The organism is Pseudomonas neuropathica (assembly GCF_015461835.1).
GTDB classification, from domain to species: domain Bacteria; phylum Pseudomonadota; class Gammaproteobacteria; order Pseudomonadales; family Pseudomonadaceae; genus Aquipseudomonas; species Aquipseudomonas neuropathica.
In genome coordinates this window covers 274,148-300,687 of record NZ_JACOPX010000002.1, presented here as the reverse complement: position 1 = coordinate 300,687, position 26,540 = coordinate 274,148, and the positions used below count along the sequence as shown (strand labels likewise).

The 26,540-nt window shown below is 58.8% G+C and carries 21 protein-coding genes; 9 read left to right on the top strand and 12 right to left on the bottom strand.

What is annotated here, in order from left to right; all coding sequences use genetic code 11:
- Positions 1 to 196: 196 nt before the first annotated feature.
- The 9 genes from H8F23_RS03440 to H8F23_RS03400 all read right to left on the bottom strand — a co-directional run bounded on the left by H8F23_RS03440 (position 197) and on the right by H8F23_RS03400 (position 12,830).
- A complete protein-coding gene (locus H8F23_RS03440; RefSeq protein WP_007917625.1) occupies positions 197 to 1,177 on the bottom strand; it encodes a peptide ABC transporter ATP-binding protein in 981 nt (326 codons plus the stop codon).
- Positions 1,177 to 2,145 (bottom strand): ABC transporter ATP-binding protein, encoded by a 969-nt coding sequence (locus H8F23_RS03435; protein WP_186623100.1) that lies wholly within the window; start codon positions 2,143 to 2,145, stop codon positions 1,177 to 1,179. Before H8F23_RS03435 ends, H8F23_RS03440 begins: the two co-directional genes overlap by 1 nt.
- Before the next feature lie 10 nt (positions 2,146 to 2,155).
- Positions 2,156 to 3,082 (bottom strand): ABC transporter permease subunit, encoded by a 927-nt coding sequence (locus H8F23_RS03430; protein ID WP_194933424.1) that lies wholly within the window; start codon positions 3,080 to 3,082, stop codon positions 2,156 to 2,158.
- An 11-nt stretch (positions 3,083 to 3,093) separates the two neighbouring features.
- Positions 3,094 to 4,104: an ABC transporter permease subunit gene (locus tag H8F23_RS03425; protein WP_008085273.1), complete on the bottom strand. Its 1,011-nt coding sequence runs from the start codon at positions 4,102 to 4,104 to the stop codon at positions 3,094 to 3,096.
- A 73-nt stretch (positions 4,105 to 4,177) separates the two neighbouring features.
- Positions 4,178 to 5,773 carry an ABC transporter substrate-binding protein gene (locus H8F23_RS03420; protein WP_194933423.1) on the bottom strand — a complete coding sequence of 532 codons (1,596 nt, stop codon included), beginning with the start codon at positions 5,771 to 5,773 and terminating at the stop codon, positions 4,178 to 4,180.
- A gap of 77 nt (positions 5,774 to 5,850) precedes the next feature.
- Positions 5,851 to 7,266, bottom strand: a complete 1,416-nt coding sequence (locus H8F23_RS03415) for an OprD family porin (RefSeq protein WP_194933422.1) — start codon at positions 7,264 to 7,266, stop codon at positions 5,851 to 5,853.
- A gap of 176 nt (positions 7,267 to 7,442) precedes the next feature.
- Positions 7,443 to 9,041, bottom strand: a complete 1,599-nt coding sequence (locus H8F23_RS03410) for an ABC transporter substrate-binding protein (RefSeq protein ID WP_093435865.1) — start codon at positions 9,039 to 9,041, stop codon at positions 7,443 to 7,445.
- 301 nt (positions 9,042 to 9,342) lie between these two features.
- Complete coding sequence (locus H8F23_RS03405; RefSeq protein ID WP_077571094.1) at positions 9,343 to 10,968, bottom strand: ABC transporter substrate-binding protein; 1,626 nt, start codon at positions 10,966 to 10,968, stop codon at positions 9,343 to 9,345.
- A 260-nt stretch (positions 10,969 to 11,228) separates the two neighbouring features.
- Entirely contained in the window at positions 11,229 to 12,830 is a 1,602-nt protein-coding gene (locus tag H8F23_RS03400) for an ABC transporter substrate-binding protein (protein ID WP_194933421.1), read from the bottom strand.
- A 972-nt stretch (positions 12,831 to 13,802) separates the two neighbouring features.
- Here H8F23_RS03400 and H8F23_RS03395 point away from each other — a divergent pair.
- On the top strand, positions 13,803 to 14,159 hold the full coding sequence (locus H8F23_RS03395) for a DUF6124 family protein (protein WP_127925817.1): 357 nt from the start codon (positions 13,803 to 13,805) through the stop codon (positions 14,157 to 14,159).
- A gap of 170 nt (positions 14,160 to 14,329) precedes the next feature.
- Here H8F23_RS03395 and H8F23_RS03390 read toward each other — a convergent pair whose 3' ends face one another.
- A complete protein-coding gene (locus tag H8F23_RS03390) occupies positions 14,330 to 15,046 on the bottom strand; it encodes an SIMPL domain-containing protein (RefSeq protein WP_194933420.1) in 717 nt (238 codons plus the stop codon).
- A gap of 247 nt (positions 15,047 to 15,293) precedes the next feature.
- On the opposite strand from H8F23_RS03390, the gene H8F23_RS03385 reads away from it, so the two are divergent.
- The 4 genes from H8F23_RS03385 (at position 15,294) to H8F23_RS03370 (ending at position 19,869) form a co-directional block, all read left to right on the top strand.
- Positions 15,294 to 16,556: an ATP-binding protein gene (locus H8F23_RS03385; RefSeq protein ID WP_038357512.1), complete on the top strand. Its 1,263-nt coding sequence runs from the start codon at positions 15,294 to 15,296 to the stop codon at positions 16,554 to 16,556.
- Positions 16,549 to 17,109: a response regulator transcription factor gene (locus H8F23_RS03380; RefSeq protein WP_003221630.1), complete on the top strand. Its 561-nt coding sequence runs from the start codon at positions 16,549 to 16,551 to the stop codon at positions 17,107 to 17,109. Before H8F23_RS03385 ends, H8F23_RS03380 begins: the two co-directional genes overlap by 8 nt.
- A gap of 96 nt (positions 17,110 to 17,205) precedes the next feature.
- Entirely contained in the window at positions 17,206 to 18,933 is a 1,728-nt protein-coding gene (locus tag H8F23_RS03375) for an ABC transporter ATP-binding protein/permease (RefSeq protein ID WP_194933419.1), read from the top strand.
- 186 nt (positions 18,934 to 19,119) lie between these two features.
- Positions 19,120 to 19,869 (top strand): FadR/GntR family transcriptional regulator, encoded by a 750-nt coding sequence (locus tag H8F23_RS03370; protein ID WP_194933418.1) that lies wholly within the window; start codon positions 19,120 to 19,122, stop codon positions 19,867 to 19,869.
- Between the two features lie 3 nt (positions 19,870 to 19,872).
- On the opposite strand, the gene H8F23_RS03365 is transcribed toward H8F23_RS03370, so the two are convergent.
- Together H8F23_RS03365 and H8F23_RS03360 are read right to left on the bottom strand one after the other, a co-directional pair.
- The gene (locus H8F23_RS03365; RefSeq protein WP_194933417.1) at positions 19,873 to 20,229 is read right to left on the bottom strand and encodes a hypothetical protein; all 357 of its coding nucleotides are present in this window, start codon (positions 20,227 to 20,229) and stop codon (positions 19,873 to 19,875) included.
- 152 nt (positions 20,230 to 20,381) lie between these two features.
- Positions 20,382 to 20,762 carry a hypothetical protein gene (locus H8F23_RS03360; RefSeq protein WP_194933416.1) on the bottom strand — a complete coding sequence of 127 codons (381 nt, stop codon included), beginning with the start codon at positions 20,760 to 20,762 and terminating at the stop codon, positions 20,382 to 20,384.
- Positions 20,763 to 21,059: 297 nt separating this feature from the next.
- Here H8F23_RS03360 and kdgD point away from each other — a divergent pair, with 297 nt between their 5' ends.
- The 4 genes from kdgD to garD all read left to right on the top strand — a co-directional run bounded on the left by kdgD (position 21,060) and on the right by garD (position 26,531).
- A complete protein-coding gene (kdgD, locus tag H8F23_RS03355; RefSeq protein WP_016984321.1) occupies positions 21,060 to 21,971 on the top strand; it encodes a 5-dehydro-4-deoxyglucarate dehydratase in 912 nt (303 codons plus the stop codon).
- A gap of 75 nt (positions 21,972 to 22,046) precedes the next feature.
- The gene (locus H8F23_RS03350) at positions 22,047 to 23,492 is read left to right on the top strand and encodes an aldehyde dehydrogenase family protein (RefSeq protein WP_108226156.1); all 1,446 of its coding nucleotides are present in this window, start codon (positions 22,047 to 22,049) and stop codon (positions 23,490 to 23,492) included.
- Positions 23,493 to 23,601: 109 nt separating this feature from the next.
- Positions 23,602 to 24,966, top strand: a complete 1,365-nt coding sequence (locus tag H8F23_RS03345; protein ID WP_194933415.1) for an MFS transporter — start codon at positions 23,602 to 23,604, stop codon at positions 24,964 to 24,966.
- Between the two features lie 11 nt (positions 24,967 to 24,977).
- Positions 24,978 to 26,531 carry a galactarate dehydratase gene (gene garD, locus H8F23_RS03340; RefSeq protein ID WP_034154460.1) on the top strand — a complete coding sequence of 518 codons (1,554 nt, stop codon included), beginning with the start codon at positions 24,978 to 24,980 and terminating at the stop codon, positions 26,529 to 26,531.
- Positions 26,532 to 26,540: the final 9 nt, after the last annotated feature.

Sequence of the window (26,540 nt, the reverse complement as noted above, 5' to 3'; positions counted from 1 at the left end):
GAAAACCCCTTCGGCCTCGACTGATGCGCAATCGAGGTGGAAGGGGTTTGCTCAACACTTTATCCCTGAATAAACATGATCCCTGTAGGAGCTGCGGCACGCTGCGATCTTTTGATTCTGATTCTGACAATCAAAAGATCGCAGCCTCGTTTCACTCGACAGCTCCTACAGGTTTCGTGTCGCTCTCCAGATTTGCTTATGCCGCGCCGTCGAGGAACTGCTCGGCGTAGTGGCAAGCCACCTGCCGGCTGTCGAGCTGGCGCAACGCTGGCTCTTCCGTGCTGCAACGCTCGGTCGCGTACGGGCAGCGCTTGTGGAAAGCGCAGCCCGGAGGCGGGTTCAGCGGGTTAGGCAGTTCGCCGACGATCTTGATTTTCGGCTTGTTCGGGTCCGGGTGAATGGTCGGGGTCGCCGACAGCAGCGCCTGGGTGTACGGGTGCAGCGGGCGTTCGTAGATGTCGTTTTTCGGGCCCAGTTCCACCGGGCGACCGAGGTACATCACCATCACGTCGTCGGCCACGTGCTGCACCACCGCAAGGTTGTGCGAGATGAACACATACGCAGTGTTGAACTCCTGCTGCAGATCCATGAACAGGTTGAGCACCTGCGCCTGAATCGACACGTCCAATGCCGAGGTCGGTTCATCCGCCACCAGCACTTTCGGTTGCAGCATCATCGCGCGAGCCAGGGCGATACGCTGACGTTGACCGCCGGAGAACATGTGCGGATAACGCTGGTAGTGCTCAGGGCGCAAGCCGACCTGCTTCATCATCGCCTGGACTTTCTCCCGACGCTCGGCGGCGGAGAGGTTGGTGTTGATCAGCAGCGGTTCGCCGAGCTGGTCACCGACTTTCTGCCGTGGGTTCAACGAGGCATACGGGCTTTGAAAGACCATCTGCACGTCTTTGCGCAGTTGCTTGCGCTGGGCCTTGTCGGCACCGGCGACTTCCTGGCCGGCGATTTTCAAGGAGCCGGAAGATGGATCTTCAATCAGCGTCAACGCACGGGCGAGGGTGGATTTGCCGCAGCCCGACTCGCCGACTACGGCGAGGGTCTTGCCGGCTTCCAGTTCGAACGACACGCCGTTCAGGGCGCGCACGGTCGCATGGCCCTTGAACAGGCCACGGGAGACTTCGTAGTGACGGGTCAGGTCGCGGGCGGTAAGTACGACGGCCATTACGCCACCTCCTGGTTCAGCGGGAAGAAGCAGCGGGCGAGGCTGTGGCTTTTCGGATCAAGGCCTGGACGCTGCTCGCGGCAGCTGTCCTGCACGTACGGGCAGCGCGGCGACAGCAGGCAGCCCTGCGGACGGTCGTAGCGGCCCGGGACGATGCCCGGCAGGGTCGACAGGCGTGCGGCGCCGAGGCTGTGCTCGGGAATCGCCTTGAGCAGCGCTTCGCTGTACGGGTGCGCCGGGATGTCGAACAGTTGCGGCACCTGACCGACTTCAACGGCTTGACCTGCGTACATCACGCAGACGCGCTGGGCGGTTTCGGCCACGACCGCGAGGTCGTGAGTGATCAGCACCAGGCCCATGTTCTGTTCTTTCTGTAATGCCAGCAGCAGATCCATGATCTGCGCCTGAATCGTCACGTCGAGTGCCGTGGTCGGTTCGTCGGCAATCAACAGTTTTGGCTCGCCGGCAATCGCCATGGCGATCGCGACACGCTGGCTCATACCGCCGGAGAGTTGATGCGGGTAGGCGTCCATACGGCTGGCAGCGCCCGGGATTTCGACTTTTTCCAGCAACTCGATCGCACGTTTGCGCGCTTGCTTGCCGGACATTTTCAGGTGCAGACGCAGCACTTCTTCGATCTGGAAACCGACGGTGTAGCTTGGGTTCAGTGCGGTCATCGGGTCCTGGAAAACCATCGACAGGTCTTTACCGACGATCTGCCGACGCTGACGATTGCTCAGCTTGAGCATGTCTTTGCCGTCAAAGCTGAGCGAGTCGGCGGTGACGATGCCGGGATGCTCGATCAGGCCCATCAGCGCCATCATGGTCACGGATTTACCCGAACCCGACTCGCCAACGATGGCCAGTACTTCGCCTTTGTCGACTTTCAGGTCGAGGCCATCGACCACTGGGGTCGCGGTCTTGTCGCCGAAGCGAACGTTGAGATTCTTGATTTCTAGCAGTGACATGGGAATCTCCTCAGGCGGCGTTCTTGAGTTTCGGGTCCAGCGCATCGCGCAGACCGTCGCCCATCAAGTTGATTGCCAGCACGCTGAGCAAAATGGTCAAACCAGGCAGGCTCACCACCCACCAGGCGCGTTCGATGTAGTCGCGGGCCGAGGCCAGCATGGTGCCCCACTCAGGGGTTGGCGGTTGTACGCCAAGGCCGAGGAAGCCCAACGCAGCGGCATCGAGAATCGCCGAAGAGAAGCTCAGAGTTGCCTGAACGATCAGCGGCGCCATGCAGTTCGGCAGCACGGTGATGAACATCAGACGTGGCAGACCGGCACCGGCCAGGCGGGCGGCGGTCACGTAGTCGCGGTTCAGTTCACCCATCACGGCAGCACGGGTCAGACGCACGTAGGACGGCAGCGAAACCACAGCAATGGCGATCACGGTGTTGATCAGGCCAGGGCCGAGGATGGCGACGATCGCCACAGCCAGCAGCAGCGACGGCAGGGCCAGCATGATGTCCATCAGACGCATGATGGTCGGGCCGATCATCTTCGGGAAGAAACCGGCGAACAGACCGAGGAGGATCCCCGGAATCAGCGACATCACCACCGACGACAAACCGATCAGCAGCGACAGGCGCGAACCCTGGATCAGACGCGACAGCAGGTCACGACCGAGTTCATCGGTGCCGAGCAGGAATTGCATCTGGCCGCCTTCCAGCCACGCCGGTGGCGTCAGCAGGAAATCACGGTATTGCTCGCTCGGGTTGTGCGGCGCGACCCACGGCGCGAACAGCGCGCAGAAGATGATCAACAGCATGAACAGCAGGCCGGCAACTGCGCCCTTGTTCTTGGAGAAGGCTTGCCAGAATTCTTTGTACGGTGACGGGTACAGCAGGCTTTGATCCGCGTTGGTGGCGGAAGTCGCTACTGAGGATGTTGGAGTGCTCATGGTTATTGACCTCAGCGCTGATGACGGATGCGTGGGTTGGCAAAGCCGTAGAGGATGTCCACTACGAAGTTGACCAGAATCACCAGGCAGGCGATTAACAGGATGCCGTTTTGCACAACCGGGTAGTCCCGGGCGCCGATGGCTTCGATCAGCCATTTACCGATGCCGGGCCAGGAGAAAATCGTTTCGGTCAGAACCGCACCGGCCAGCAGGGTGCCGACTTGCAGGCCGACCACGGTGAGTACCGGAATCAGTGCGTTACGCAGACCGTGCACGAACACCACGCGCGATGGCGACAGGCCTTTGGCCTTGGCGGTGCGGATGTAGTCTTCACGCAGCACTTCGAGCATCGACGAACGGGTCATCCGCGCGATCACCGCCAGCGGAATGGTACCGAGGACGATGGCCGGCAGGATCAGGTGATGCAGGGCGTCGAAGAAGGCACCGACGTCATCGGCCAGCAGCGTGTCGATCAGCATGAAACCGGTGCGCGGCTCGATGTCATAGAGCAAGTCGATCCGCCCGGAAACCGGCGTCCAGCCCAGGCTCACCGAGAAGAACATGATCAGGATCAGGCCCCACCAGAAGATCGGCATCGAATACCCCGCGAGGGAGATGCCCATCACCCCGTGGTCGAACAGAGATCCTCGCTTGAGTGCCGCGATCACCCCGGCCAGAAGCCCGAGAATGCCGGCGAACAGCAGGGCGGCCATGGACAGTTCCAGGGTCGCCGGGAAGAGGGAGGTGAACTCGGTCCATACGCTTTCACGCGTGCGCAGGGATTCGCCGAGATCGCCGTGAGCCAGTTTGCCGATGTAGTCCAGGTACTGGGCATACAGCGGCTTGTTCAGACCTAGGCGTTCCATTGCCTGAGCGTGCATTTCGGGGTCGACCCGACGTTCGCCCATCATCACTTCCACGGGGTCGCCCGGAATCATGCGAATCAACGCGAAAGTCAGCAAGGTGATGCCGAAAAACGTGGGGATCAACAACCCCAGTCGGCGGGCAATAAAACTAAACATCGTGTGTGGTACCTCATCAGCCGGTTAGGCGTGCCCGGCATCCCTGGGGTCAGGGACGCCGGGAGTTTCTTATCTACTTCACCTGGGTAGTGGCGAAGTTATTAGTGGTGAGAGGGCTGATGTGATAGCCCTCTACGTTGTTACGCATTGCAGTAAACATCCTGGTGTGGGCCATGCTGATCCATGGCTGATCCTGATTAAACAGCACTTGCGCCTGTTCGTAGAGCTTGGCGCGTTCGGCCGGATCTACTTTAGCCCGTGCTTCATCCAGCAGTGCCTGGAATTTTTCGTTGCACCAGCGAGCATAGTTCTCGCCATTTTTTGCCGCTTCGCAACTGAGCATAGGCGTCAGGAAGTTATCCGGGTCGCCGTTGTCGCCCGCCCATCCGGCAGACACCATGTCGTGCTCACCGGCCTTGGCGCGTTTGAGCATTTCGCCCCATTCCATCACGCGAATGTCGATCTTGATCCCGACTTTCGCCAGGTCAGCCTGCATCATTTGCGCGCCGAGCATCGGGTTGGGGTTGGTCGGACCGCCACCGTTGCGGGTAAACAGGGTAAACGTGGTGCCTTCTGGAACTCCGGCTTCCTTGAGCAGCTTGCGGGCGGCGTCGAGGTCACGTGGCGGGTTCTTCAGGTCGTGGTTGTAGCCGAGCAGGGTCGGCGGGTACGGGTTGACCGCGACCGACGCATTGCCTTTGCCGAACAGCGCGTTGACATAGGCTTCCTTGTCGAACGCGATGTCGATGGCTTTGCGCACGCGCACGTCGCTCATGTACTTGTGCTGGGTGTTCATGGCGATGTACGAGACGGTCATCGCGTCCAGTTCATCGACTTTCAGGTTGCTGTCTTTCTTGATGCTCGGGATGTCGTCCGGTTTTGGATACAGGGCGATCTGACACTCGTTGGCCTTGAGCTTTTGCAGGCGCACGTTGTTGTCGGTGGCGATGGCCAGGATCAACGCGTCAGCCGGCGCCTTGCCTCGGAAGTAATCCGGGTTGGCCTTGAAGCGCACCTGAGCGTCTTTTGCGTAGCGCTGGAAGATGAACGGGCCGGTGCCGATCGGCTTGTTGTTGAGGTCGCCGGTCTTGTTGGCTTTGAGCAACTGGTCGGCGTATTCGGCCGGGTAGATCGAGGAGAACGCCATCGCGATATCGGCCAGGAACGGCGCTTCGCGGCGGGTCAGGGTGAACTTGACGGTGTTGTCGTCGACTTTTTCGACGTTTTTCAGCAGTTCCTTGAAGCCCATGCTTTCAAAGTACGGGAAGCCCACGCTCGACAGTTTGTGCCATGGGTGATTCGGGTCCAGCTGACGCTGGAAGCTCCAGACCACGTCGTCGGCGTTCATGTCGCGGGTCGGCTTGAAATATTCAGTGGTGTGAAACTTGACGCCTTTGCGCAGGTGGAACGTGTAGGTCAGGCCGTCTTCGCTGATGTCCCAGGACTCGGCGAGAGCCGGGATCACTTCAGTGGTGCCGGGCTTGAAGTCGGCCAGGCGGTTGAAGATGGTTTCGGCCACAGCGTCCGCCGTGACTGCAGTTGTGTACTGGACCATATCGAAGCCTTCCGGGCTGGCTTCGGTGCAGACCACCAAGGGTTTGGCCGAGACGCCAACAGCGACACTCAGCAACGCAGCCGCGATGGCCGCACGTAGGGGAAGCATTTTCATCGATAACCCTCTGCAATCGGTTGAAGACAAAAAACCGAACGGCCGACTCATCATGAGTCAACCGTCGGTTGGCGTTTTTACAGGATGTTGAACGGGATGGTGGTTACGAGACGGAACTCGTTGATGCTGCCATCCAGCTGATTATCACTGGCACGGTGCGCAGTGTAGGTTGCGCGGATTGCCGTAGCTTTGAGCGGACCACTTTGAACGGCATAGGCAGCACCGATCCCGTATTCGTAGTGGTGTTCGCCATCCATTGCCAGCACGCTGTCGTAAGCGCCGCCTTTGTAGTGAGTACCGTCGATGCCCCAGCCACGAGCGCTGTAGATGTTGAACTTCAGGCCTGGCACGCCATATTCAGCCATGTTCAGACCGTAAGCGACCTGGAAGGATTTCTCGTTCGGGCCGTTGAAGTCCGAGAGCAGGGAGTTGGCCAGGTAAATACCGTTGGTTTCGTGCAGGTAGTCGAAGTACTCGTTACCGTTAATTTCCTGGTACGAGAAGGTCAGGCTATGGGCCTGGTGAGTCAGACCCAGCGACAGCGAGTAGGTATCGTTGTCGATTTCGCCCAGCTTCTTTTTGCCTTCATCTACGGTCTTGTAGTAGTTCAGACCGGTAGTCAGGCTGAGGATCTGGCTGTCGCCCAGTTCGTGGGTAGCGCCGAAGTAGTACTGTTTCCACATGTCTTCAGCCTGAGTTGCCCACAGGCTGGTTTTCAGACTGGCAAACGGCTGGTAGGAAATACCAGCGGTGTTGACGTGATCAATTTCAATGAGCGTGTCAGCATATTCGGAGCGGAACTTGCGCTGGCTTTCTTCCATACGTGGCGAGTTCTTGTCGAACGTGGCGATGTCGAAGGTCAGGTTCTCCAACTCTTCGCTGTGCAGGCTGACACCTTGGAAGCTCGAAGGAAGAGCGCGGTTGCCGATCACATCGACCATCGGGCTGCTGAAGTTTTGGCGGCCGGCGGTCAGAGTGGTATTTGAAACCCGCGCCTTGACGTTGGCCAGACCCAGTTTGCTCCACTGTCCCTCCGCATCGCCACCATCTCGGGTCAGGGTCCGGTTGTTACCGGAGGCGACGTTAGGAATCGGCGCACCACCGACGTTTGCAGCGAGGTTTTTGCGGTCACGCTCAAGAGCTACAGCGTTGTAGACCGCCACTTCAGTGCTGATGCCGACAGTACCTTCGGTGAACCCCGAGTTGTACTTGAGAATCGTGCCTTGTACCCAGTTGATCCGGCGATCAGTAAGTTCGGTTGTACCGTTTTTTTGGTACTTGAACTTGGCACCACGTTTCAATTGCTCATTGGCGTACCAGTTACGCGTCGTACCGGAAATCGACTGTCCTTCGACGAAGCCGGTTGCTTCAGCCTGGGCGCTCTTGGTGTTGACGGTCACCGGAGTGAATGCCTGACTTTGGGTTTCCGCATAAGCCGTGGCGGTGATGCTGCTGATGGCCAGGGCCAGTATCGCGGTGCTGCTCAGTTTCATGGGTGAAGCTCCTTTACTTTCTTTTTATGCCGGCTTTTTTTGGTATGCCGGTTATTGGTTTAGAACTCATTCACACATCGCAAACGTTTGCCAAAGGCCGGATTGGCGAATTTCGGCAAAGCGCTTGCGTGAGGGGCTAGACAGTGCCCCCCAGCGTTGCGGCTAAAACGGTTGGTTTAATCGATACCGACACCCGAGAACACGTTGCGACCGAACGGGCTGACTTTGAAGCCCTCGATCCTGGCGCTTAACGGTTGGTTGACCGTCGAGTGGGCGACAGGCGTGATCGGCACTTGCTGTTTAAGCAATTGCTGAGCCTGTTTGTAGAGTACGGTGCGTTGGTCGCGGTCGGTGACGACCTTGGCCTCTTTGATCAGCTTGTCGTAAGCCGGATCGCACCACATGGAGTAGTTGTTGCCGCCGATGGCATCGCAGCTGTACAGCGTGCCGAGCCAGTTGTCCGGATCCCCGTTGTCACCGGTCCAGCCGATCAGGCTGACGTCGTGCTCGCCGTTCTTGGTGCGTTTGATGTACTCGCCCCATTCATAGCTGACGATCTTCACTTTCAGTCCGATCTTGGCCCAGTCCGCCTGGAGCATTTCGGCCATCAGTTTGGCATTCGGGTTGTACGGGCGCTGCACCGGCATCGCCCACAGGGTGATCTCGGTGCCTTCTTTGACACCGGCAGCCTTGAGCAGCTCTTTGGCTTTTTCCGGGTTGTAGGCGGCGTCTTTGATGCTGTCGTCGTAGGACCACTGGGTCGGCGGCATGGCATTCACGGCCAGTTGGCCGGCGCCTTGATAAACAGCGTTGAGAATCCCTTGTTTATTCACCGCCATGTCCAGCGCCTGGCGCACTTCGAGCTGGTCGAATGGCTTGTGGCGAACGTTGTAGGCGATGTAGCCGAGGTTGAAACCCGGCTTGGAGATCAATTGCAGTTTCGGATCGGCCTTCAGCGCTTCAACATCGGCAGGGCGCGGGTGCAGGGTGATCTGGCACTCGCCGGCCTTGAGCTTCTGCACGCGCACCGAGGCGTCGGTGTTGATCGCAAAGATCAGGTTATCGAGTTTGACCCGGCTCGGATCCCAGTAATGTTGATTACCGGTGTAACGAATGTTCGAGTCTTTCTGATAACTCTTGAACACGAACGGCCCGGTGCCGATCGGTTTCTGGTTGATGTCGCTTGGCTTGCCTTCGGCCAGCAGCTTGTCGGCGTATTCGGCGGACAGGATGGCGGCGAAGCTCATGGCGATGTTCTGGATGAACGCGGCGTCGACGCTGTTGAGCGTGAACTCCACGGTCAGCGGCCCGGTCTTCTCGACCTTGGCGATGTTCTTGTTCAGGCTCATCCCGTTGAAATACGGGAACTCGGTTGGATAAGCCTTACGGAAAGGTTGTTGCGCATCGAGCATGCGATTAAACGTGAACAGCACGTCGTCGGCGTTGAAATCGCGAGTTGGCTTGAAGTACGGCGTTGTATGAAATTTCACACCTTCACGCAGGTGAAAGGTGTACTTGAGACCATCCTCGGAAATGTCCCACTTGGTCGCCAGACCGGGTACGACATTGGTCGCGCCTTTTTCGAACTCGACGAGACGGTTGTAGATCGGTTCGGCGGCGTCGTTATCGGTCGCTGTTGTGTACTGCGCGGTATCGAAACCGGCCGGGCTGCCTTCAGAGCAGAACACCAGGCTTTTGCTGGCGGCGAAACTGGCGGACGAGGCGGCCAACAGGCCGGCACCCAGCAATGCGGAATAAATCAAGGTATGGCGCATGACGCTCCCTCTTTTTTTAGTGTTGTTCAATGCACCGTCACCTCATCCAGAGACGTTTTGGTTGCATCGAGCTCAATCCAGTACGTACGGCAAACCGGTGGCCCACGCAGACACTGGTCAGTACCCGACGGTAGGGGCCGCGGTTCTGGCAGTAAATGCGTAAATGCCTTAAATCTCGTAGGAAAAGGCGACGCGTCCTATACCGCTGCGGTAATCCACAGTGGAATTGGCTGTAGGCAATTTCCTAACTTCCCGGCAGGTAAAACAACGGCGACGTTAAAAACGTCGCCGCTGCAGTGCCTTATTTGCTGACGCTGACGCCGTAGAAGGAGTTCAAGCCAAATGGGCTGATCTTGAAATCCTGCACGTTGGCGCGCATGGGTTGATACACCGTCGAGTGAGCGATAGGTGTCATCGGGACTGCATCTTTGAGGACGTGTTGTGCCTCTTTGTACAGTTCGGTGCGCTTACCTTGGTCGGTTGTACGCTTGGCTTCTTTGACGAGGCCGTCGAACTTCTTGTCGCACCACTTGGAGAAGTTGTTGCCGCTGAGCGAGTCGCAGCCGAACAGCACGTTCAGCCAGTTGTCCGGATCACCATTGTCACCGCTCCAGCCAATGATCATGGCCTGGTTCTCGCCACCTTTGGAGCGCTTGATGTACTCGCCCCACTCGTAGCTGGTGATCTTCACTTTCAAGCCGATCTTGGCCCAGTCGGACTGGAGCATTTCAGCCATCAGTTTGGCGTTCGGGTTGTACGGGCGCTGCACCGGCATCGCCCACAGAACGATTTCGGTACCTTCCTTGACGCCAGCTTCCTTCAGCAGTTGCTTGGCTTTCTCAGGATCGTACTTGGCGTCCTTGATGGTGGTGTCGTAAGACCACTGGGTCGGCGGCATGGCGTTGACGGCCAGTTGGCCGGCGCCCTGGTAAACCGAGTCGATGATCTGTGGTTTGTTCACAGCCATGTCCAGCGCCTGACGCACGCGCAGGTCAGCCAGTGGGTTGGCTTCGTTGCTGCCCTTGACCTTGTCCATCACGTTGTAGGCGATGTAACCCAGGTTGAAACCAGCCTGGTCAGGCATCTTCAGGGTCTTGTCTTCTTTCAGCGCTTTCAGGTCGGCCGGACGCGGGAACAGGGTGACCTGGCACTCGTTCTTTTTCAGCTTCTGAATACGGACCGACGGGTCGGTGGTGATGGCGAAGATCAGGTTGTCGATCTTCACATCCTCAGGCTTCCAGTAATCCTTGTTGCCGGTGTAACGGATGTTGGAGTCTTTCTGATAGCTCTTGAACACGAACGGACCAGTGCCGATCGGCTTCTGGTTGATGTCGGCAGCCTTGCCTTCCTTGAGCAGCTGGGCAGCGTACTCGGCAGACTGTACCGAGGCGAAGCTCATCGCCATGTTCTGGATGAACGCGGCATCAACTTCTTTCAACGTGAACTTGACAGTGTGGTCGTCGACTTTATCGATCTTGGTGATGTTGGTGTCCATCCCCATGTCGGTGAAGTACGGGAATTCGGTCGGGTACGCCTTACGGAACGGGTCATCCTTGTTAATCATGCGATTGAAGGTGAACAGCACGTCGTCGGCGTTGAACTCACGAGTCGGCTTGAAATACGGAGTGGTGTGGAACTTGACGCCTTCACGCAGGTGGAAGGTGTAAGTCAGGCCGTCATCGGAGATGTCCCACTTGGTCGCCAGACCAGGAATCACGGCGGTGCCGCCGCGCTCGAACTGGGTCAGGCGGTTGAACATGGTTTCGGCTGAGGCGTCGAAGTCGGTTCCGGTGGTGTACTGGCCTGGGTCGAAACCGGCCGGGCTGCCTTCGGAGCAGAACACCAGGTTAGTCGCAGCGGATGCGAAAGGTGCGGAGGCTAACAAGCCTGCGCCGACTAAAAACGGAATGACCGCGTGTTTAAGCATGTTGGCCTCATGATTTGTTGTCATTTTTTAGTTGTGAGGTACGACCTCGTGAGTCGTGCCTGCGGATACTTATGCAGGGGCCATACCCATTGCAAGATCCAGAACGACTGCCGGCCACAAAGCGTGGCACGAACGTACCTTAATGTCGCATCTGTGTAACTTCTGACGCATTTGACCGTTTGCGGGTGGTTTTTACGGTGCAAATGAAGCCCCAAAACGGTGCATTGGTCACGTTGTGCGCGCCGCCTTGGGGCTTGGTGTTACTTATTTATACCCACGCCGTAGAAGGGGGTAAGACCGAACGGGCTGATCCGGAAGTCAGTGACTTCCTTGCGCAGCGGCTGGAACACCGTGGAGTTGGCAATCGGTGTGATCGGCACCTGCTGTTTGAGGATCAGTTGCGCCTGTTGATACAGTTTTACCCGTTGATCTTTGTCGGTGGCCAACTTGGCCTGTTGCACCAGTTTGTCGTAGGCCGGATCGCACCATTTGGCGTAGTTGCTGCCTTTTACCGCCGCGCAGCTGTAGAGCACGCCCAGCCAGTTGTCCGGGTCACCGTTGTCACCCGTCCAACCATAAATCATGGCGTCGTGTTCGCCATTTTTCGCGCGTTTGATGTACTCGCCCCATTCGTAGCTGACGATGTTGGCCTTGATGCCGATTTTCTCCCAATCCTGCTGGATCATCTGCGCCGACATCCGCGCATTCGGGTTTGAGGCGCGTTGCACTGTCATCGCCCAAAGGTTGATGGTTGTACCCGGCGCAACCCCTGCTTCTTTCAGTAGCACCCGCGCTTTTGCCGGGTCGTAGGGCGCGTCCTTGATATTCGGGTCATACGACCATTGCGCCGGCGGCAAGGCGTTTTGGGCCAACTGGCCGGCGCTTTGGTAGACGGCTTTGATGATCGCCGGTTTGTCGATGGCCATGTCCAGCGCCTGCCGCACCTTGAGCTGGTCGAGTGGCGCGTGGGTGGTGTTATAGGCGAGGAAGCCGAGGTTGAAACCGGCCTGCTTGAGCACGCGCAGGTTCGGGTCTTTTTCCATCACTTCGATGTCGGCCGGGCGTGGGTAGCCGCTGACCTGGCATTCGCCGGCCTTGAGTTTTTGCAGACGTACGGCGGCGTCCGGGGTGATCGAGAAAATCAGGTTGTCGATCTTCACGTCTTCGGGTTTCCAGTAGGCCGTGTTGGCGGCGTAGCGGATCTGCGAGTCCTTTTGGTAACGCTTGAATACGAACGGGCCGGTGCCGATCGGTTTCTGGTTGAGGTCGGCGGCTTTGCCTTCCTTTAACAGTTGCGCGGCGTATTCGGCTGATTGCACCGAGGCGAAGCTCATGGCGAGGTTTTGCACGAACGCGGCGTCAACATTGTTGAGGTTGAAGCGCACGGTGTTGTCGTCGAGTTTTTCGACCGATTTGATTGTGGTGTTCAGGCCCATGTCGGTGAAGTACGGGGATTCGGCGGGGTAGGCCTTGCGGAAGGCGTTGTCGGGGTCGAGCAGGCGCTGGAAGGTGAAGAGGACGTCGTCGGCGTTGAAGTCTCGGGTGGGTTTGAAGTAGTCGGTGGTGTGGAATTTTACGTTTTGACGCAGGTGGAAGAGGTATTGCAGGCCATCCGGGGAGACGTCCCATTTTGTCGCCAGGCCGGGTTCGATGTCGGTGCCGCCGCGTTTGAATTGGGTGAGGCGGTTGAAGACGGTTTCGGCGGAGGCGTCGAAGTCGGTGCCGCTGGTGTATTGGCTGGGGTCGAAGCCTGCCGGGCTGGCTTCGGAGCAATAAACGAGTGTTGTGGCGGCGTTGGCGATCGGGGCTATGGCGGTTAGTGCGAGGGAGATCAAGAGCGGTTTTAGGGTGGATCTTGGCATGGGGTCCCCGGGGAATCGGCGGTGGTAATCGTGGAAGAGTAGCTGGGGCGGGGGTGTTGGCGGAAATATCGTTTTTCCTGTTGAAGTGTCTATCTCGGCATATCTAGCACTTGTGTTTATATCCGTTGCTGCGGTAACGGCGGCTTAGGGTTCCGCCCTTACGGCGGGTCACTTTTTCCCCCGAAAAAGTAACCAAAAAGGCTTGCTCCTGCGTGCGGCCCGCTCGCTGGGGCTCGGGGTTCCTTCGCTGCGGGATCGATCCGGGTGCAGCGTCTCCGGTTTGCTTCGCTGCACCTACTCCCGCTGTGTTTGGCTGCGCCAAACGGTCGCTGCGCTCCCACGCCCGGATCAATCCCTCCGCTCAGCCTTCCGACGTCGCCCGTGGGTCAAGATCAAGAGCAGGCGAGCTGACACTCGGCCTATTGAGTGGTGAAGAGCGCGGGTGTTCGGCGTTAGTTTTGTGGTGGATTTGCCCCTCATCGGAACGCCGCCCGCCCAGCCCTCTCCCGAGGGAGAGGGAGCCGATTGTGGGCCTCTCAAAATTTGCGTTCAACTCGGTATCGCACGTCGGCGTAGCTCTCCCAAACACCACGGTCAGTCCCCTCTCCCTCAGGGAGAGGGCTAGGGTGAGGGTCTGCTTTTGGCTGTTTAAATCTGTGTCAGAGAACCAGAACCTTCCCACAAGGTTTTCAGGTTGTCCGTCGGACGTGGGCTCTCTAGTCTTTGGCTGTCGCTGAAGACTCAGCGATCGGGAGGTGAGATTCCCGGTTATTGAATTTGGAAACCTGCACAAGCCCCTCCATAATCGCCGCCAGCTCACGCTGTCAGCAGTTTTTATGGCGGCTATGTACGGGCGGACTTTGTCCGGCCGGGTTGGTTTCCTTACCGGTAATCTCACTCCGTACATAGTTGCCACCTCATTTCTCGAGTGAGATCGGAAATGAATGGCGTCAGTTCATAAGGAAATTTTCCATGGATAAATTGATACCTGACCCACCCCTCGATACCCCACTCGAAGACGCCATCCGCGCCGACGACCAGATCAAAACCCGCGAAGCCATCAAACGCGCCCTGGATTTCTACCTCAGCCCCGAACCCCTCAAACCCCGGCAACCCAGCACAATGTTCCTGATTCAGCCGAACATCGACACCGAAAGCCTGCTGGCGCATGCCTGTGAGTCACTCGCGTCGGCGAACACGCTTACTGGTAATTTTGCCGATCAGCTTGGCCGGCCCGAGCGTAATACGGCGTTGGCGATTCAGCAGATCATCATGCTGGCCGAGCTGGCGGTGAATCGGGCGCTGGATCGGGTTGATCCGCAGACTTGATACCGCGTTATCTTTCATCGCGAGCAGGCTCACTCCTACAGGGGAATGCATTCCAAATTGTAGGAGTGAGCCTGCTCGCGATGGCGACGGAACATTCACCACAAAATCCAGGCACAAAAAAACCGCCGACCCTTCACAGATCGGCGGTTTTTCATTCAGCCCACTTCAAATCACGGCATCAACACTTCAATCGAGCCATCGGCGGTCATGCTGACCTGGCTGGTGCCCGCTTCAACTTCCGGTGTCACCGGCGCCGAATCCATGGCCGCCGCTTTCATCATCATCGGTGCGCGCAGGTACGGTTGTGGATAACCGTTGCTGTTGAGGTTCAGGTTGACGATTTTGTAGCCCTTGCCGCCCAGTGCGTCGGTGGCCAGTTGGGCGCGGGCCTTGAAGGCGGTCACGGCTTCTTTGAGCAACTGGTCTTCACTGGATTTGCGGGTCGGGTCGGCGATGGCGAAGTCCATGCCGCCCATTTTCAGGTCGCCCAACAGTTCGCCGGTGAGTTTGGACAGGGCGGCGAAGTCGGCGCTTTCCAGACGCAGTTCGGCGCGTTCACGCCAGCCGGTGATTTTCTGGCCCTTGGTGTCGTAGATCGGGTAGCTGTTGCGGCTGCCTTGGCGCAGGGTGATGTCTTTGACTTGCTTGGCCTGGGCCAGGGCCTTGTTCATGGTGGTGCTGACGTCGGCGGCGAGTTTGGCCGGGTCGGTGTTTTGCTCTTCGGTGTAGAGGGTGACGATCATCAGGTCGCGAGCGACTTCCGTGCTGACTTCGGCGCGCAGGGAAATCTGGTTGTAGTGCAGCTCATCGGCGGCCAGGGCCGGAAGGCTGGCGACGCTGCCGACGGTCAGGGCGAGAAGGGCGGCGCTGCGGCGAAATGTGTGCATGAAAGCTCCTTGATGAGGGCGCAGGTGATGGTTCGGGGGCCTGCGTGAAACCATCAGACTCTAGCTTTTATGATCCGGTTCGCCCAGTTACAACTTCTATACAGATGACCGGGACTGCTCGCGAAGGCGTTCTTATAGCCGCCGACAATGTTTTCGCCATGTGGTCGTTTGCCGCACTTTCGCCTCTCAAGGGCGCGGCTTGGTTATACTCCGTGCGATCCGCCTGGAGCGCTCATCAGGAGAGCTCATGCTCGCCCCCGTACAACTGACTTCCGCCACTCGCCAGAACCTCTGGCGGCTGACGTTCATCCGCACCCTGGTGCTTGCCGCGCAGGCCGGCTCCGTAGGCCTGGCCTACTGGCTGCAATTGTTGCCGTTGCCGTGGGTGCAACTGGCGATGACCCTCGGCTGTTCGACGCTGCTCTGCGTGTTCACTGCCGTGCGTTTGCGCACTTCGTGGCCGGTGACCGAACTCGAATATGCGCTGCAACTGGCCTGCGATCTGGTGATCCACAGTGCGCTGCTGTATTTCTCCGGCGGTTCGACCAACCCGTTTGTCTCCTATTATCTGGTGCCGCTGACCATCGCTGCGGTGACGTTGCCGTGGCGCTATTCGGTGATTCTCTCCGGTATCGCGTTGGCGCTGTACACCGTGATGCTTACGCGCTTCTATCCGCTGGAAACATTGCCGGTAGCCCGTGAGAACTTGCAGATCTACGGCATGTGGCTGAGCTTCGCGCTCGCCGCGGCGGTGATCACCTTTTTCGCCGCGCGCATGGCTGAAGAGCTGCGTCGTCAGGAGGAGCTGCGCGCTATCCGCCGCGAAGAAGGCCTGCGTGACCAGCAATTGCTGGCCGTCGCCACCCAGGCCGCTGGCGCTGCCCATGAACTCGGTACACCGCTGGCGACCATGAGCGTATTGCTCAAGGAAATGCAGCAGGATCACCCCGACCCAATGCTGCAGGACGATCTTAAAGTGCTGCAGGATCAGGTCAAACTCTGCAAGGAAACCTTGCAGCAACTGGTGCGCGCCGCCGAGGCCAACCGGCGTCTGGCTGTCGAGATGCAGGACGTCACCGACTGGCTCGACGAAGCGCTGAACCGCTGGCACCTGATGCGTCCGGAGGCCAGTTATCGCTTCCACCGCCTCGGCCAAGGCACCGTGCCGCGCATGGCACCGCCGCCGGATCTGACCCAGGCCTTGCTGAATCTGCTCAACAACGCCGCCGACGCCTGCCCGGAAAACCTCAAGGTGACCCTGGACTGGGACGCGGAAACCGTGACCATCAGCATTCGTGACCACGGCGCCGGTGTGCCGCTGGCCATCGCCGAACAGATCGGCAAACCGTTTTTTACCACCAAGGGCAAAGGTTTCGGCCTGGGCCTGTTTTTGAGCAAGGCCAGCGTGACACGCGCCGGCGGCTCAGTGAAACTCTATAGTCATGAGGAAGGCGGCACGCTCACCGAGCTGCGCCTGCCCCACGGCGCCCGAGGAGACCAACATGAGTGACGAAATCCAAGTCGAAGGCGAAGAGCTGCCGCATTTGCTGCTGGTCGATGACGACGCAACGTTCACCCGAGTAATGGCCCGTGCCATGGCTCGCCGTGGCTTTCGCGTCAGCACCGCCGGTTCTGCCGAAGAAGGCCTGACCATCGCCCAGGCAGACCTGCCTGATTACGCCGCGCTCGACCTGAAAATGGACGGCGACTCCGGCCTGGTGCTGCTGCCCAAACTGCTGGAGCTGGACCCGGAAATGCGCGTGGTGATCCTCACCGGTTATTCGAGCATTGCCACCGCGGTCGAAGCGATCAAGCGCGGCGCCTGCAATTACCTGTGCAAACCCGCCGATGCCGACGACGTACTGGCCGCACTGCTCTCCGAGCACGCCGACCTCGACAGTCTGGTGCCGGAAAACCCGATGTCGGTCGATCGCCTGCAGTGGGAACACATCCAGCGTGTGCTCACCGAACATGAAGGCAACATCTCCGCCACTGCCCGCGCCCTGGGCATGCACCGCCGCACCCTGCAGCGCAAACTGCAGAAGCGCCCGGTTCGTCGCTGAACCTGCGCTGAACGACTATCGCCAGCCCTCGCGATAAAACGCACCGATCATCTATGATCGGTGCGTGTCTGTTCTTTTCTATATCGAGCCTTATCCATGAATCAGAACGCTGAATATTCCGCGGTCAACGATGCTGTGCGCGGGCAGTTTTTTCGCAAGGTTTGGGCGATGATCACGCCTTACTGGCGCAGCGAAGAAAAGGGCAAGGCCTGGACGCTGCTGATTGCCGTGATCGCGCTTACGCTGTTCAGCGTATGGATCGCGGTGTGGCTCAACAGTTGGTACAAGGATTTTTACAACGCCTTGCAGAAGAAGGACGAGGCGGCCTTCTGGCAGTTGATCCTGTATTTCTGCGGCATCGCGGCGGTGGCGATTCTCGGCTCCGTGTATCGCCAGTATCTGACGCAAATGCTGACCATCCGCTGGCGTGCCTGGCTCACCGAAAAGCATTTCACCCGGTGGCTGGAGCACAAGAACTACTACCAGCTGGAGCAGGGTGGCTATACCGATAACCCGGATCAGCGGATCTCCGAAGACCTTAATAAATTCACGGCCAACACACTGGCCCTTGGCTTGGGTCTGATCCGCACAGTCGTCAGTCTGGTGTCGTTCTCGATCATCCTGTGGGGCGTTTCCGGAAGCATTGAGGTGTTCGGTTTCACTGTTCCCGGTTACATGTTCTGGTGTGCATTGGTGTACGCGGTGATTGGTAGTTGGCTGACGCATTTGATTGGCAGGCGCCTGATCGGTTTGAACAACAACCAGCAACGTTTTGAAGCCGACCTGCGTTTCTCGATGGTGCGGGTTCGCGAGAATGCAGAGAGTATCGCCTTGTACAACGGCGAGCCGAATGAAAACCGGCGCCTGAGTAACCGTTTCGGGCTGGTCTGGCACAATTTCTGGGACATCATGCGGGTGTCCAAGCGGCTGACGTTTTTTACCTCGGGTTATGGGCAGATCGCGATCATTTTTCCGTTCATGGTGGCGGCCCCACGGTACTTCAGCGGCAAAATCGAACTCGGTGAGCTGATGCAAATCAACTCGGCCTTCGGCAATGTGCAAGAGAACTTCAGCTGGTTCATCAGTGCTTATCAGGATCTGGCAGAGTGGCGCGCTACGTGTGACCGGTTGCTGAGTTTCCGCAATGCGATGAGCAACAACGAAGAACGCACCCCGGCCATCGATGTGCAGAATCAGGGCAGCGAATTGAAGGTGCACAACCTTGGCCTGGATCTGGCCGATGGTCGTCATCTGTTGACCAGTGCCGACATGACTGTGGAACCCGGCGAGCGGGTGATGCTCAGCGGCCGCTCCGGCAGCGGCAAGTCGACGCTGCTGCGGGCGATGGGGCATTTGTGGCCGGCGGGGCACGGCAATATTCGTTTGCCGGCGGCGCGGTATCTGTTCCTGCCGCAGAAACCGTATCTGCCGATCGGCACTCTGCGCGAGGCGTTGAGTTATCCACAGCCGGGCGACAGTTACGCGCCGGAGCGTTATGCACAAGTGCTGGAAACCTGCCGCTTGCCGCATCTGGTCGCGCGACTGGACGAGGCCAATCACTGGCAACGCATGCTCTCGCCGGGTGAGCAGCAACGACTGGCTTTCGCCCGTGCGTTGCTTTACGCACCGCAGTGGCTGTACATGGATGAGGCGACTTCGGCGATGGATGAAGAGGATGAAGCGACGCTTTATCAGGCGCTGATCGATCAGTTGCCGGGGCTGAGCATTGTCAGCGTCGGCCATCGCAGCAGTTTGAAACGCTTTCATCCACGGCACGTGCGGATCGACAGCGGCCATTTGGTTGAACAGACCGTGACCGCCTGATCACCGTTAAACCCCTGCAGGAGTAAGCCTGCTCGCGATGGCGTTGGGTCAGTCACATTGATGCTGAATGTGCGGACGTCATCGCGAGCAGGCTCACTCCTAAAGCGATGTAAACCGGAAAGTGATCGTACAACCCGCTTGAGCTATGATGCCCACAAGCCGAATTTTCGAGACAAGATGCACACCATGGAAAACCTGATCGACACCCCGCGTCTCCCGCGCAAGCGCCGTAGCCTGGCCCAGGAATTGGTGACGGTGCTGAGCGAGCAGATCCGCGATGGTCTGCTCAAGCGCGGTGACAAACTGCCTACCGAGTCGGCGATCATGGAAGCCCATGGCGTCAGCCGCACCGTGGTGCGCGAAGCGATTTCGCGTTTGCAGGCTGCGGGGCAAGTGGAAACCCGCCACGGCATCGGTACCTTCGTGCTCGACACACCGAGCCCGAGTGGTTTCCGCATTGACCCGGCCACCGTCGTCACCCTGCGTGACGTGTTGGCGATTCTCGAATTGCGCATCAGCCTCGAAGTCGAGTCTGCCGGCCTTGCCGCGCAACGTCGCAGCGCCGAGCAACTGGCGACCATGCGCGCCGCCCTTGATGCGCTCAACGAAAGCGCTGCCCACGCCAGCGATGCTGTGGCTTCAGACTTTGCTTTCCACCTGGAAATTGCCCTGTCCACCGGCAACCGCTACTTCACCGACATCATGACCCACCTGGGCACCAGCATCATTCCACGTACGCGGCTGAACTCGGCGCGCCTGGCACATGATGATCAACAGCACTACATGGGTCGCCTGAGCCGTGAGCACGAAGAAATCTACGACGCGATTGCTCGTCAGGATTCCGATGCGGCGCGTGCGGCGATGCGTCTGCACCTGACCAACAGCCGTGAAAGACTGCGCCAGGCCCATGAAGAGGCGCAGGCGCAGAGGGGCTGAGGGTTAAGGCTCCAGTTTGAATTCGGCTTGAGAAGAGATCACTTCAATACCAGACGGTTTGGTGATTTTGTACGTTAAGGTGGCTTGTTCACCCGCTACCACACCTACTGCAAACGCACTCTTCGGGATCGCAAACGCAATGGGCTTCCCGACATGTTGATGAGTAATAGCGATTGCTCCACTAGTCCAGGAAGTCCCTTGAGCTCTCTCGAGGAACAACTCGATTTGGTCTCCTGCCAACGCGCCATGGCCGTTAGGTACTTCGGCATCTGTCGGGTCGGAAAGTTGGCTAATGCGGACTGTGCCGTTTTCGGCTTGCTTGAGAGTCGGGGCTGGCAAGGTTTGAGTTTGTGCGTTCATGGTCAAGATCCTTCTATTGAACTTTAGGTTATCGAAGGCGCCGGCGCATTGATGTCACCCGCGCGCTTCTATTTAAGAAGCGCGAAGCCCTCTTACACACCTGTAAGAAATACCAGTTCCGACGAACGGTAACCGCTCCCGCACGACCAGGTTCAGCCCTCGATCCGCAACCTCAACACCTCCGAAAACGGCTCCATACTCGACTCATCGGAAAACTTGTAGCGCAATTCAACCTCCCTGTTCAGGTACGGACGCAGCGCTTCTTTAGGGATCTGCAACTCGATCCCCGTCAGTTTTTCCATCTCGTCCTCGGCATCGTCCCAGGTGCCAGTGTTGACTTCCTCACCTTCCCACTCCGGCTCTTCCGGGTCGTCGCCGAGAATCGGGTAGACGCTCCAGTTCGCCGGAAAATCGCTGGAATCGGGGACCTGGACGATCATCACATCGGGCAGAGTCGATAGCTGAAGCGTGAGTGTGTCGGAGGTCGGGGCGGCAATTTGCGAAAGGGTAGGGGCAGCGTAATTCATCGACATTTCGGGTTCCTTCGAGTGGTCCGCCACGATCCTTCGTGGCAGTCGTCACACCTTACCCGGCGTCTCTGCTTCGCTCAGTAAACGAATCTTGACCAGACATTTCCGCGCTAGAACCCTTTAAACACGGGCTTTCATGACGAGTCTTGCCAAGCTTTGAGCAGCTTTGTCCGACAAAAAACCACCCACAACGATGAAATGCAGTTGACGGTTATCTTTTAAGTTGTACGATGACCTACAACTTCAGCGAAGGCTGAACGGACCAATCACAAAAAACGTTGCTACCAGGGTGTTCGAATAATGAATCCACAAGAACTGAAGTCCATCCTCTCTGCCGGCCTGCTGTCTTTCCCGGTGACCGATTTCAACGCGCAGGGCGATTTCAACCGCGCTGGCTACATCAAACGTCTGGAATGGCTGGCCCCGTATGGCGCTTCAGCATTGTTCGCCGCCGGCGGCACCGGTGAGTTCTTCTCCCTGGCCGCCAGCGAATACTCGGAAATCATCAAGACTGCCGTCGACACCTGTGAAACCAGCGTGCCGATCCTCGCCGGTGTCGGTGGTTCGACCCGTCAGGCCATCGAATACGCTCAAGAAGCCGAGCGTCTGGGCGCCAAAGGCTTGCTGCTGCTGCCGCACTACCTGACCGAAGCCAGCCAGGACGGCGTTGCCGCCCACGTTGAAGCCGTGTGTAAATCGGTCAACATCGGCGTAGTCGTGTACAACCGCAACGTTTGCCGCTTGACCGCGCCGCTGCTGGAGCGTCTGGCCGAGCGCTGCCCGAACCTGATCGGCTACAAGGACGGTCTGGGCGATATCGAGTTGATGGTGTCGATCCGTCGCCGCCTCGGTGATCGCTTCAGCTACCTGGGTGGTCTGCCGACCGCCGAAGTTTATGCCGCTGCCTACAAGGCGCTGGGCGTGCCGGTTTACTCCTCGGCGGTGTTCAACTTCATCCCGAAAACCGCGATGGATTTCTACCACGCGATCGCTCGTGAAGATCACGCTACCGTCGGCAAGATCATCGACGACTTCTTCCTGCCGTACCTGGACATCCGCAACCGCAAGGCCGGTTACGCCGTGAGCATCGTCAAGGCAGGCGCGAAAATCGCCGGCTATGACGCAGGCCCGGTGCGGGCACCGCTGACCGATCTGACTGGCGAAGAGTACGAAATGCTCGCCGCGCTGATCGACAAGCAAGGTGCGCAGTAACACCCGACAAAAACGCGGCCGCTGAGTAATCAGCGGCTTTTTGCGTAAAGGCTTTTAGTTTTGAGGGCTGCCCCTGTGACAAATGCAAAACGCTACGACAACTACATCAACGGCGAATGGGTTGCCGGTGCCGACTACTCGGCCAACATCAACCCATCCGAACTGAGTGACACCATCGGTGATTACGCCAAGGCTGATCTGACTCAGGTTCACGCCGCCATCGACGCCGCCCGCGCGGCATTCCCGGCGTATTCGACTTCGGGCATTCAGGCCCGTCACGATTCGCTGGATAAAGTCGGCAGCGAAATTCTCGCCCGTCGCGAAGAGCTCGGCACCCTGCTGGCCCGGGAAGAGGGCAAGACCCTGCCTGAAGCCATCGGCGAAGTGACCCGCGCCGGCAACATCTTCAAGTTCTTCGCCGGTGAATGCCTGCGTCTGTCCGGCGATTACGTGCCGTCGGTGCGCCCGGGCGTCAACGTTGAAGTGACTCGCGAAGCGCTGGGCGTGGTCGGTCTGATCACCCCGTGGAACTTCCCGATCGCGATTCCGGCGTGGAAAATCGCCCCGGCCCTGGCCTACGGCAACTGCGTGGTGTTGAAACCGGCCGATCTGGTGCCGGGTTGTGCCTGGGCATTGGCGGAAATCATCTCCCGCGCCGGCTTCCCGGCTGGCGTGTTCAATCTGGTGATGGGCAGCGGTCGCGTGGTTGGCGATGCGTTGGTGCAGAGCCCGAAAGTCGATGGCATCAGCTTCACCGGTTCGGTCGGTGTGGGTCGTCAGATCGCGGTCAACTGCGTCTCGCGTCAGGCCAAGGTTCAGCTGGAAATGGGCGGCAAGAACCCGCAGATCATTCTCGATGACGCCGACCTCAAGCAAGCGGTCGAGCTGTCGGTGCAGAGCGCGTTCTACTCCACCGGCCAGCGTTGCACTGCCTCCAGCCGCTTGATCGTCACCGCCGGGATCCACGACAAATTCGTTGAGGCCATGGCCGAGCGCATGAAGTCGATCAAGGTCGGTCACGCGCTGAAATCCGGCACCGACATCGGTCCAGTGGTTTCCCAGGCGCAGCTTGAACAGGACATGAAGTACATCGACATCGGCCAGTCCGAAGGTGCGCGTCTGGTCAGCGGCGGTGGTCTGGTGACCTGCGACACCGAAGGCTACTTCCTCGCGCCCACGCTGTTTGCCGACAGTGAAGCGTCGATGCGCATCAGCCGCGAAGAAATCTTCGGCCCGGTGGCGAACATTGTTCGCGTGGCCGATTACGACGCGGCGCTGGCGATGGCCAACGACACCGAGTTCGGTCTGTCGGCGGGTATCGCGACGACTTCGCTGAAGTACGCCAACCACTTTAAACGGCACTCGCAGGCCGGGATGGTGATGGTCAACTTGCCGACCGCTGGCGTCGATTACCACGTTCCGTTTGGTGGGCGTAAAGGTTCATCCTATGGCTCACGTGAGCAAGGCCGCTACGCCCAGGAGTTCTACACCGTGGTGAAAACCAGTTACATCGGCTCCTGATAAGGCAATACCCCTGTAGGCGCAGCCTTCGGCAGCTCCTACAGGGAATAAAAGCAACACCAAAGAAGATTCACCCGCGCATAAAAATAATCAGTGGGAGTACATCTACATGCAATCGTCCAAGCCGACTCACGTCCGCTATTTGATCCTGCTCATGCTGTTTCTGGTGACCACGATCAACTACGCCGACCGCGCCACGATCGCCATCGCCGGCTCCAGCCTGCAAAAAGATCTGGGCATTGACGCGGTCACCCTCGGCTACATCTTCTCCGCATTCGGTTGGGCCTACGTGGCCGGGCAAATCCCCGGTGGCTGGCTGCTCGATCGCTTCGGCTCGAAAAAAGTCTATGCCCTGAGCATTTTCACCTGGTCGCTGTTCACCGTGCTGCAAGGCTTTGTCGGTGAGTTCGGCATGTCCACGGCGATTGTTGCGCTGTTCATGCTGCGCTTCCTCGTTGGTCTGGCTGAAGCGCCTTCGTTTCCGGGCAACGCGCGCATTGTCGCGGCGTGGTTCCCGACTGCTGAACGCGGCACCGCTTCTGCAATCTTCAACTCGGCGCAATACTTTGCCACCGTGTTGTTCGCACCGCTGATGGGCTGGATCGTGTATCGCTTCGGCTGGGAACACGTGTTCATCGTCATGGGCATCCTTGGCATCATCTTCTCGCTGGTCTGGCTGAAGGTTATCCACAGCCCGCGCCAACACCCGCTGGCCAACGAAGCCGAAGTGCAGTTCATTGCCGACAACGGCGGCATGGTCGACATGGACGTCAAGCAAGGCAAAAAGGCTGATGGCCCGAAATGGGATTACATCCGTCAGCTGCTGACCAACCGCATGATGCTCGGTGTGTATCTGGGTCAATACTGCATCAACGGCATCACCTATTTCTTCCTGACCTGGTTTCCGGTCTACCTGGTACAAGAGCGTGGCATGACCATTCTCAAGGCCGGTTTCATCGCCTCGTTGCCGGCCATCTGCGGCTTCATCGGCGGCGTGCTCGGCGGGGTGATTTCCGATTACCTGCTGCGCAAAGGCCACTCGCTGACCTTCGCCCGCAAGGCACCGATCATCGCTGGTCTGCTGGTTTCCAGCAGTATCGTCGCCTGCAACTACGTTGATGTGGAATGGATGGTGGTTGGCTTCATGGCTCTGGCCTTCTTCGGCAAAGGCGTTGGCGCACTCGGTTGGGCAGTGGTCTCCGACACTTCGCCAAAACAGATCGCCGGCCTGAGCGGTGGCCTGTTCAACACTTTCGGCAACATCGCTTCGATCACCACGCCGATCGTGATTGGCTACATCATCAGCTCCACCGGTTCGTTCAAATGGGCGCTAGTGTTCGTCGGTGCCAACGCACTGGTGGCGGTGTTCAGCTATCTGGTCATCGTTGGCCCGATCAAACGCGTGGTCCTCAAAGAGCCGCCAACCAATGGCGGTGTTGAAGCCAGCGGTAAATTGTCTCAAGCGCATTCCTGAGGAGCGGCGTCATGCAGTTGATTGAACATTCCGACTCGCCGCGCCACATCCGCCTGCACGAGCGGGACAATGTGGTGGTCGTGGTCAACGACCAGGGCGCACCGGCCGGCACTGAGTTTGCCGATGGCCTGGTGACGCTGGAATTTGTGCCGCAGAGTCACAAGGTCACCCTCGAAGATATTCCCGAGGGCGGCCAGGTGATTCGCTACGGTCAGGTGATTGGCTACGCGTTGCAGCCGATTCGCCGTGGCAGTTGGGTCAAGGAAGATCAACTGCGCATGCCGACCGCGCCGCCGCTGGACAGCCTGCCGCTGTCCACCGAGGTGCCGGACGCGCAGGCACCGCTGGAAGGCTTCACGTTCGAGGGGTATCGCAACGCTGACGGCACCGTCGGCACGCGCAATATTCTCGGCATTACCACCACGGTGCAGTGCGTCACCGGCGTGCTCGATCACGCGGTGAAACGCATCAAGGAAGAACTGCTGCCGAAGTACCCGCATGTCGATGACGTGGTGGCGCTGACTCACAGTTATGGCTGTGGCGTGGCGATCACTGCCACTGACGCCTATATCCCGATTCGTACCGTGCGCAACCTGGCGCGCAACCCGAACCTCGGTGGTGAAGCGCTGGTGATCAGTCTGGGCTGCGAGAAGTTGCAGGCCGGGCAGGTGATGCACGAGGACGACGCCTCCGTCGATCTCAGCGATCCATGGCTGTATCGCCTGCAGGATTCCAGTCACGGTTTCACCGAGATGATCGAGCAGATCATGGCGCTGGCCGAAGTCCGTTTGAAGAAGCTCGACCAGCGCCGCCGCGAAACCGTGCCGGCCTCCGAGTTGATCCTCGGCATGCAGTGCGGCGGCAGCGATGCGTTTTCCGGGATCACCGCCAACCCGGCGTTGGGTTATGCCTCGGACTTGTTGTTGCGCGCGGGGGCGACGGTGATGTTTTCCGAAGTCACCGAAGTGCGCGATGCGATTTATCTGCTGACATCGCGCGCCGAAAGCAAAACCGTTGCCGAGGAACTGGTACGCGAGATGGACTGGTACGACCGATACCTGGCCAAGGGTGAAGCGGATCGCAGCGCCAATACCACGCCCGGCAACAAGAAGGGCGGGCTGTCGAACATCGTTGAGAAATCGCTGGGTTCGATCGTCAAATCCGGCAGCAGCGCGATCAACGGCGTGCTCGGCCCGGGCGAGCGGTTCAAGCAGAAGGGGCTGATTTTCTGTGCGACGCCGGCCAGTGATTTTGTCTGCGGCACGTTGCAGTTGGCGGCGGGGATGAACCTGCATGTGTTCACCACCGGGCGTGGTACGCCGTATGGGTTGGCGATGGCGCCGGTGGTGAAGGTCTCGACGCGTACGGAATTGGCGCAGCGCTGGCCGGATCTGATCGACATCGACGCCGGGCGAATTGCTACCGGGCGGGCGACCATCGAGGAATTGGGTTGGGAGCTGTTCCACTATTACCTGGATGTGGCGAGCGGCAAGCAGCAGACATGGGCGGAGAAGCACAAGCTGCATAACGACATTACGTTGTTCAACCCGGCGCCGATTACTTGATGCTTGATC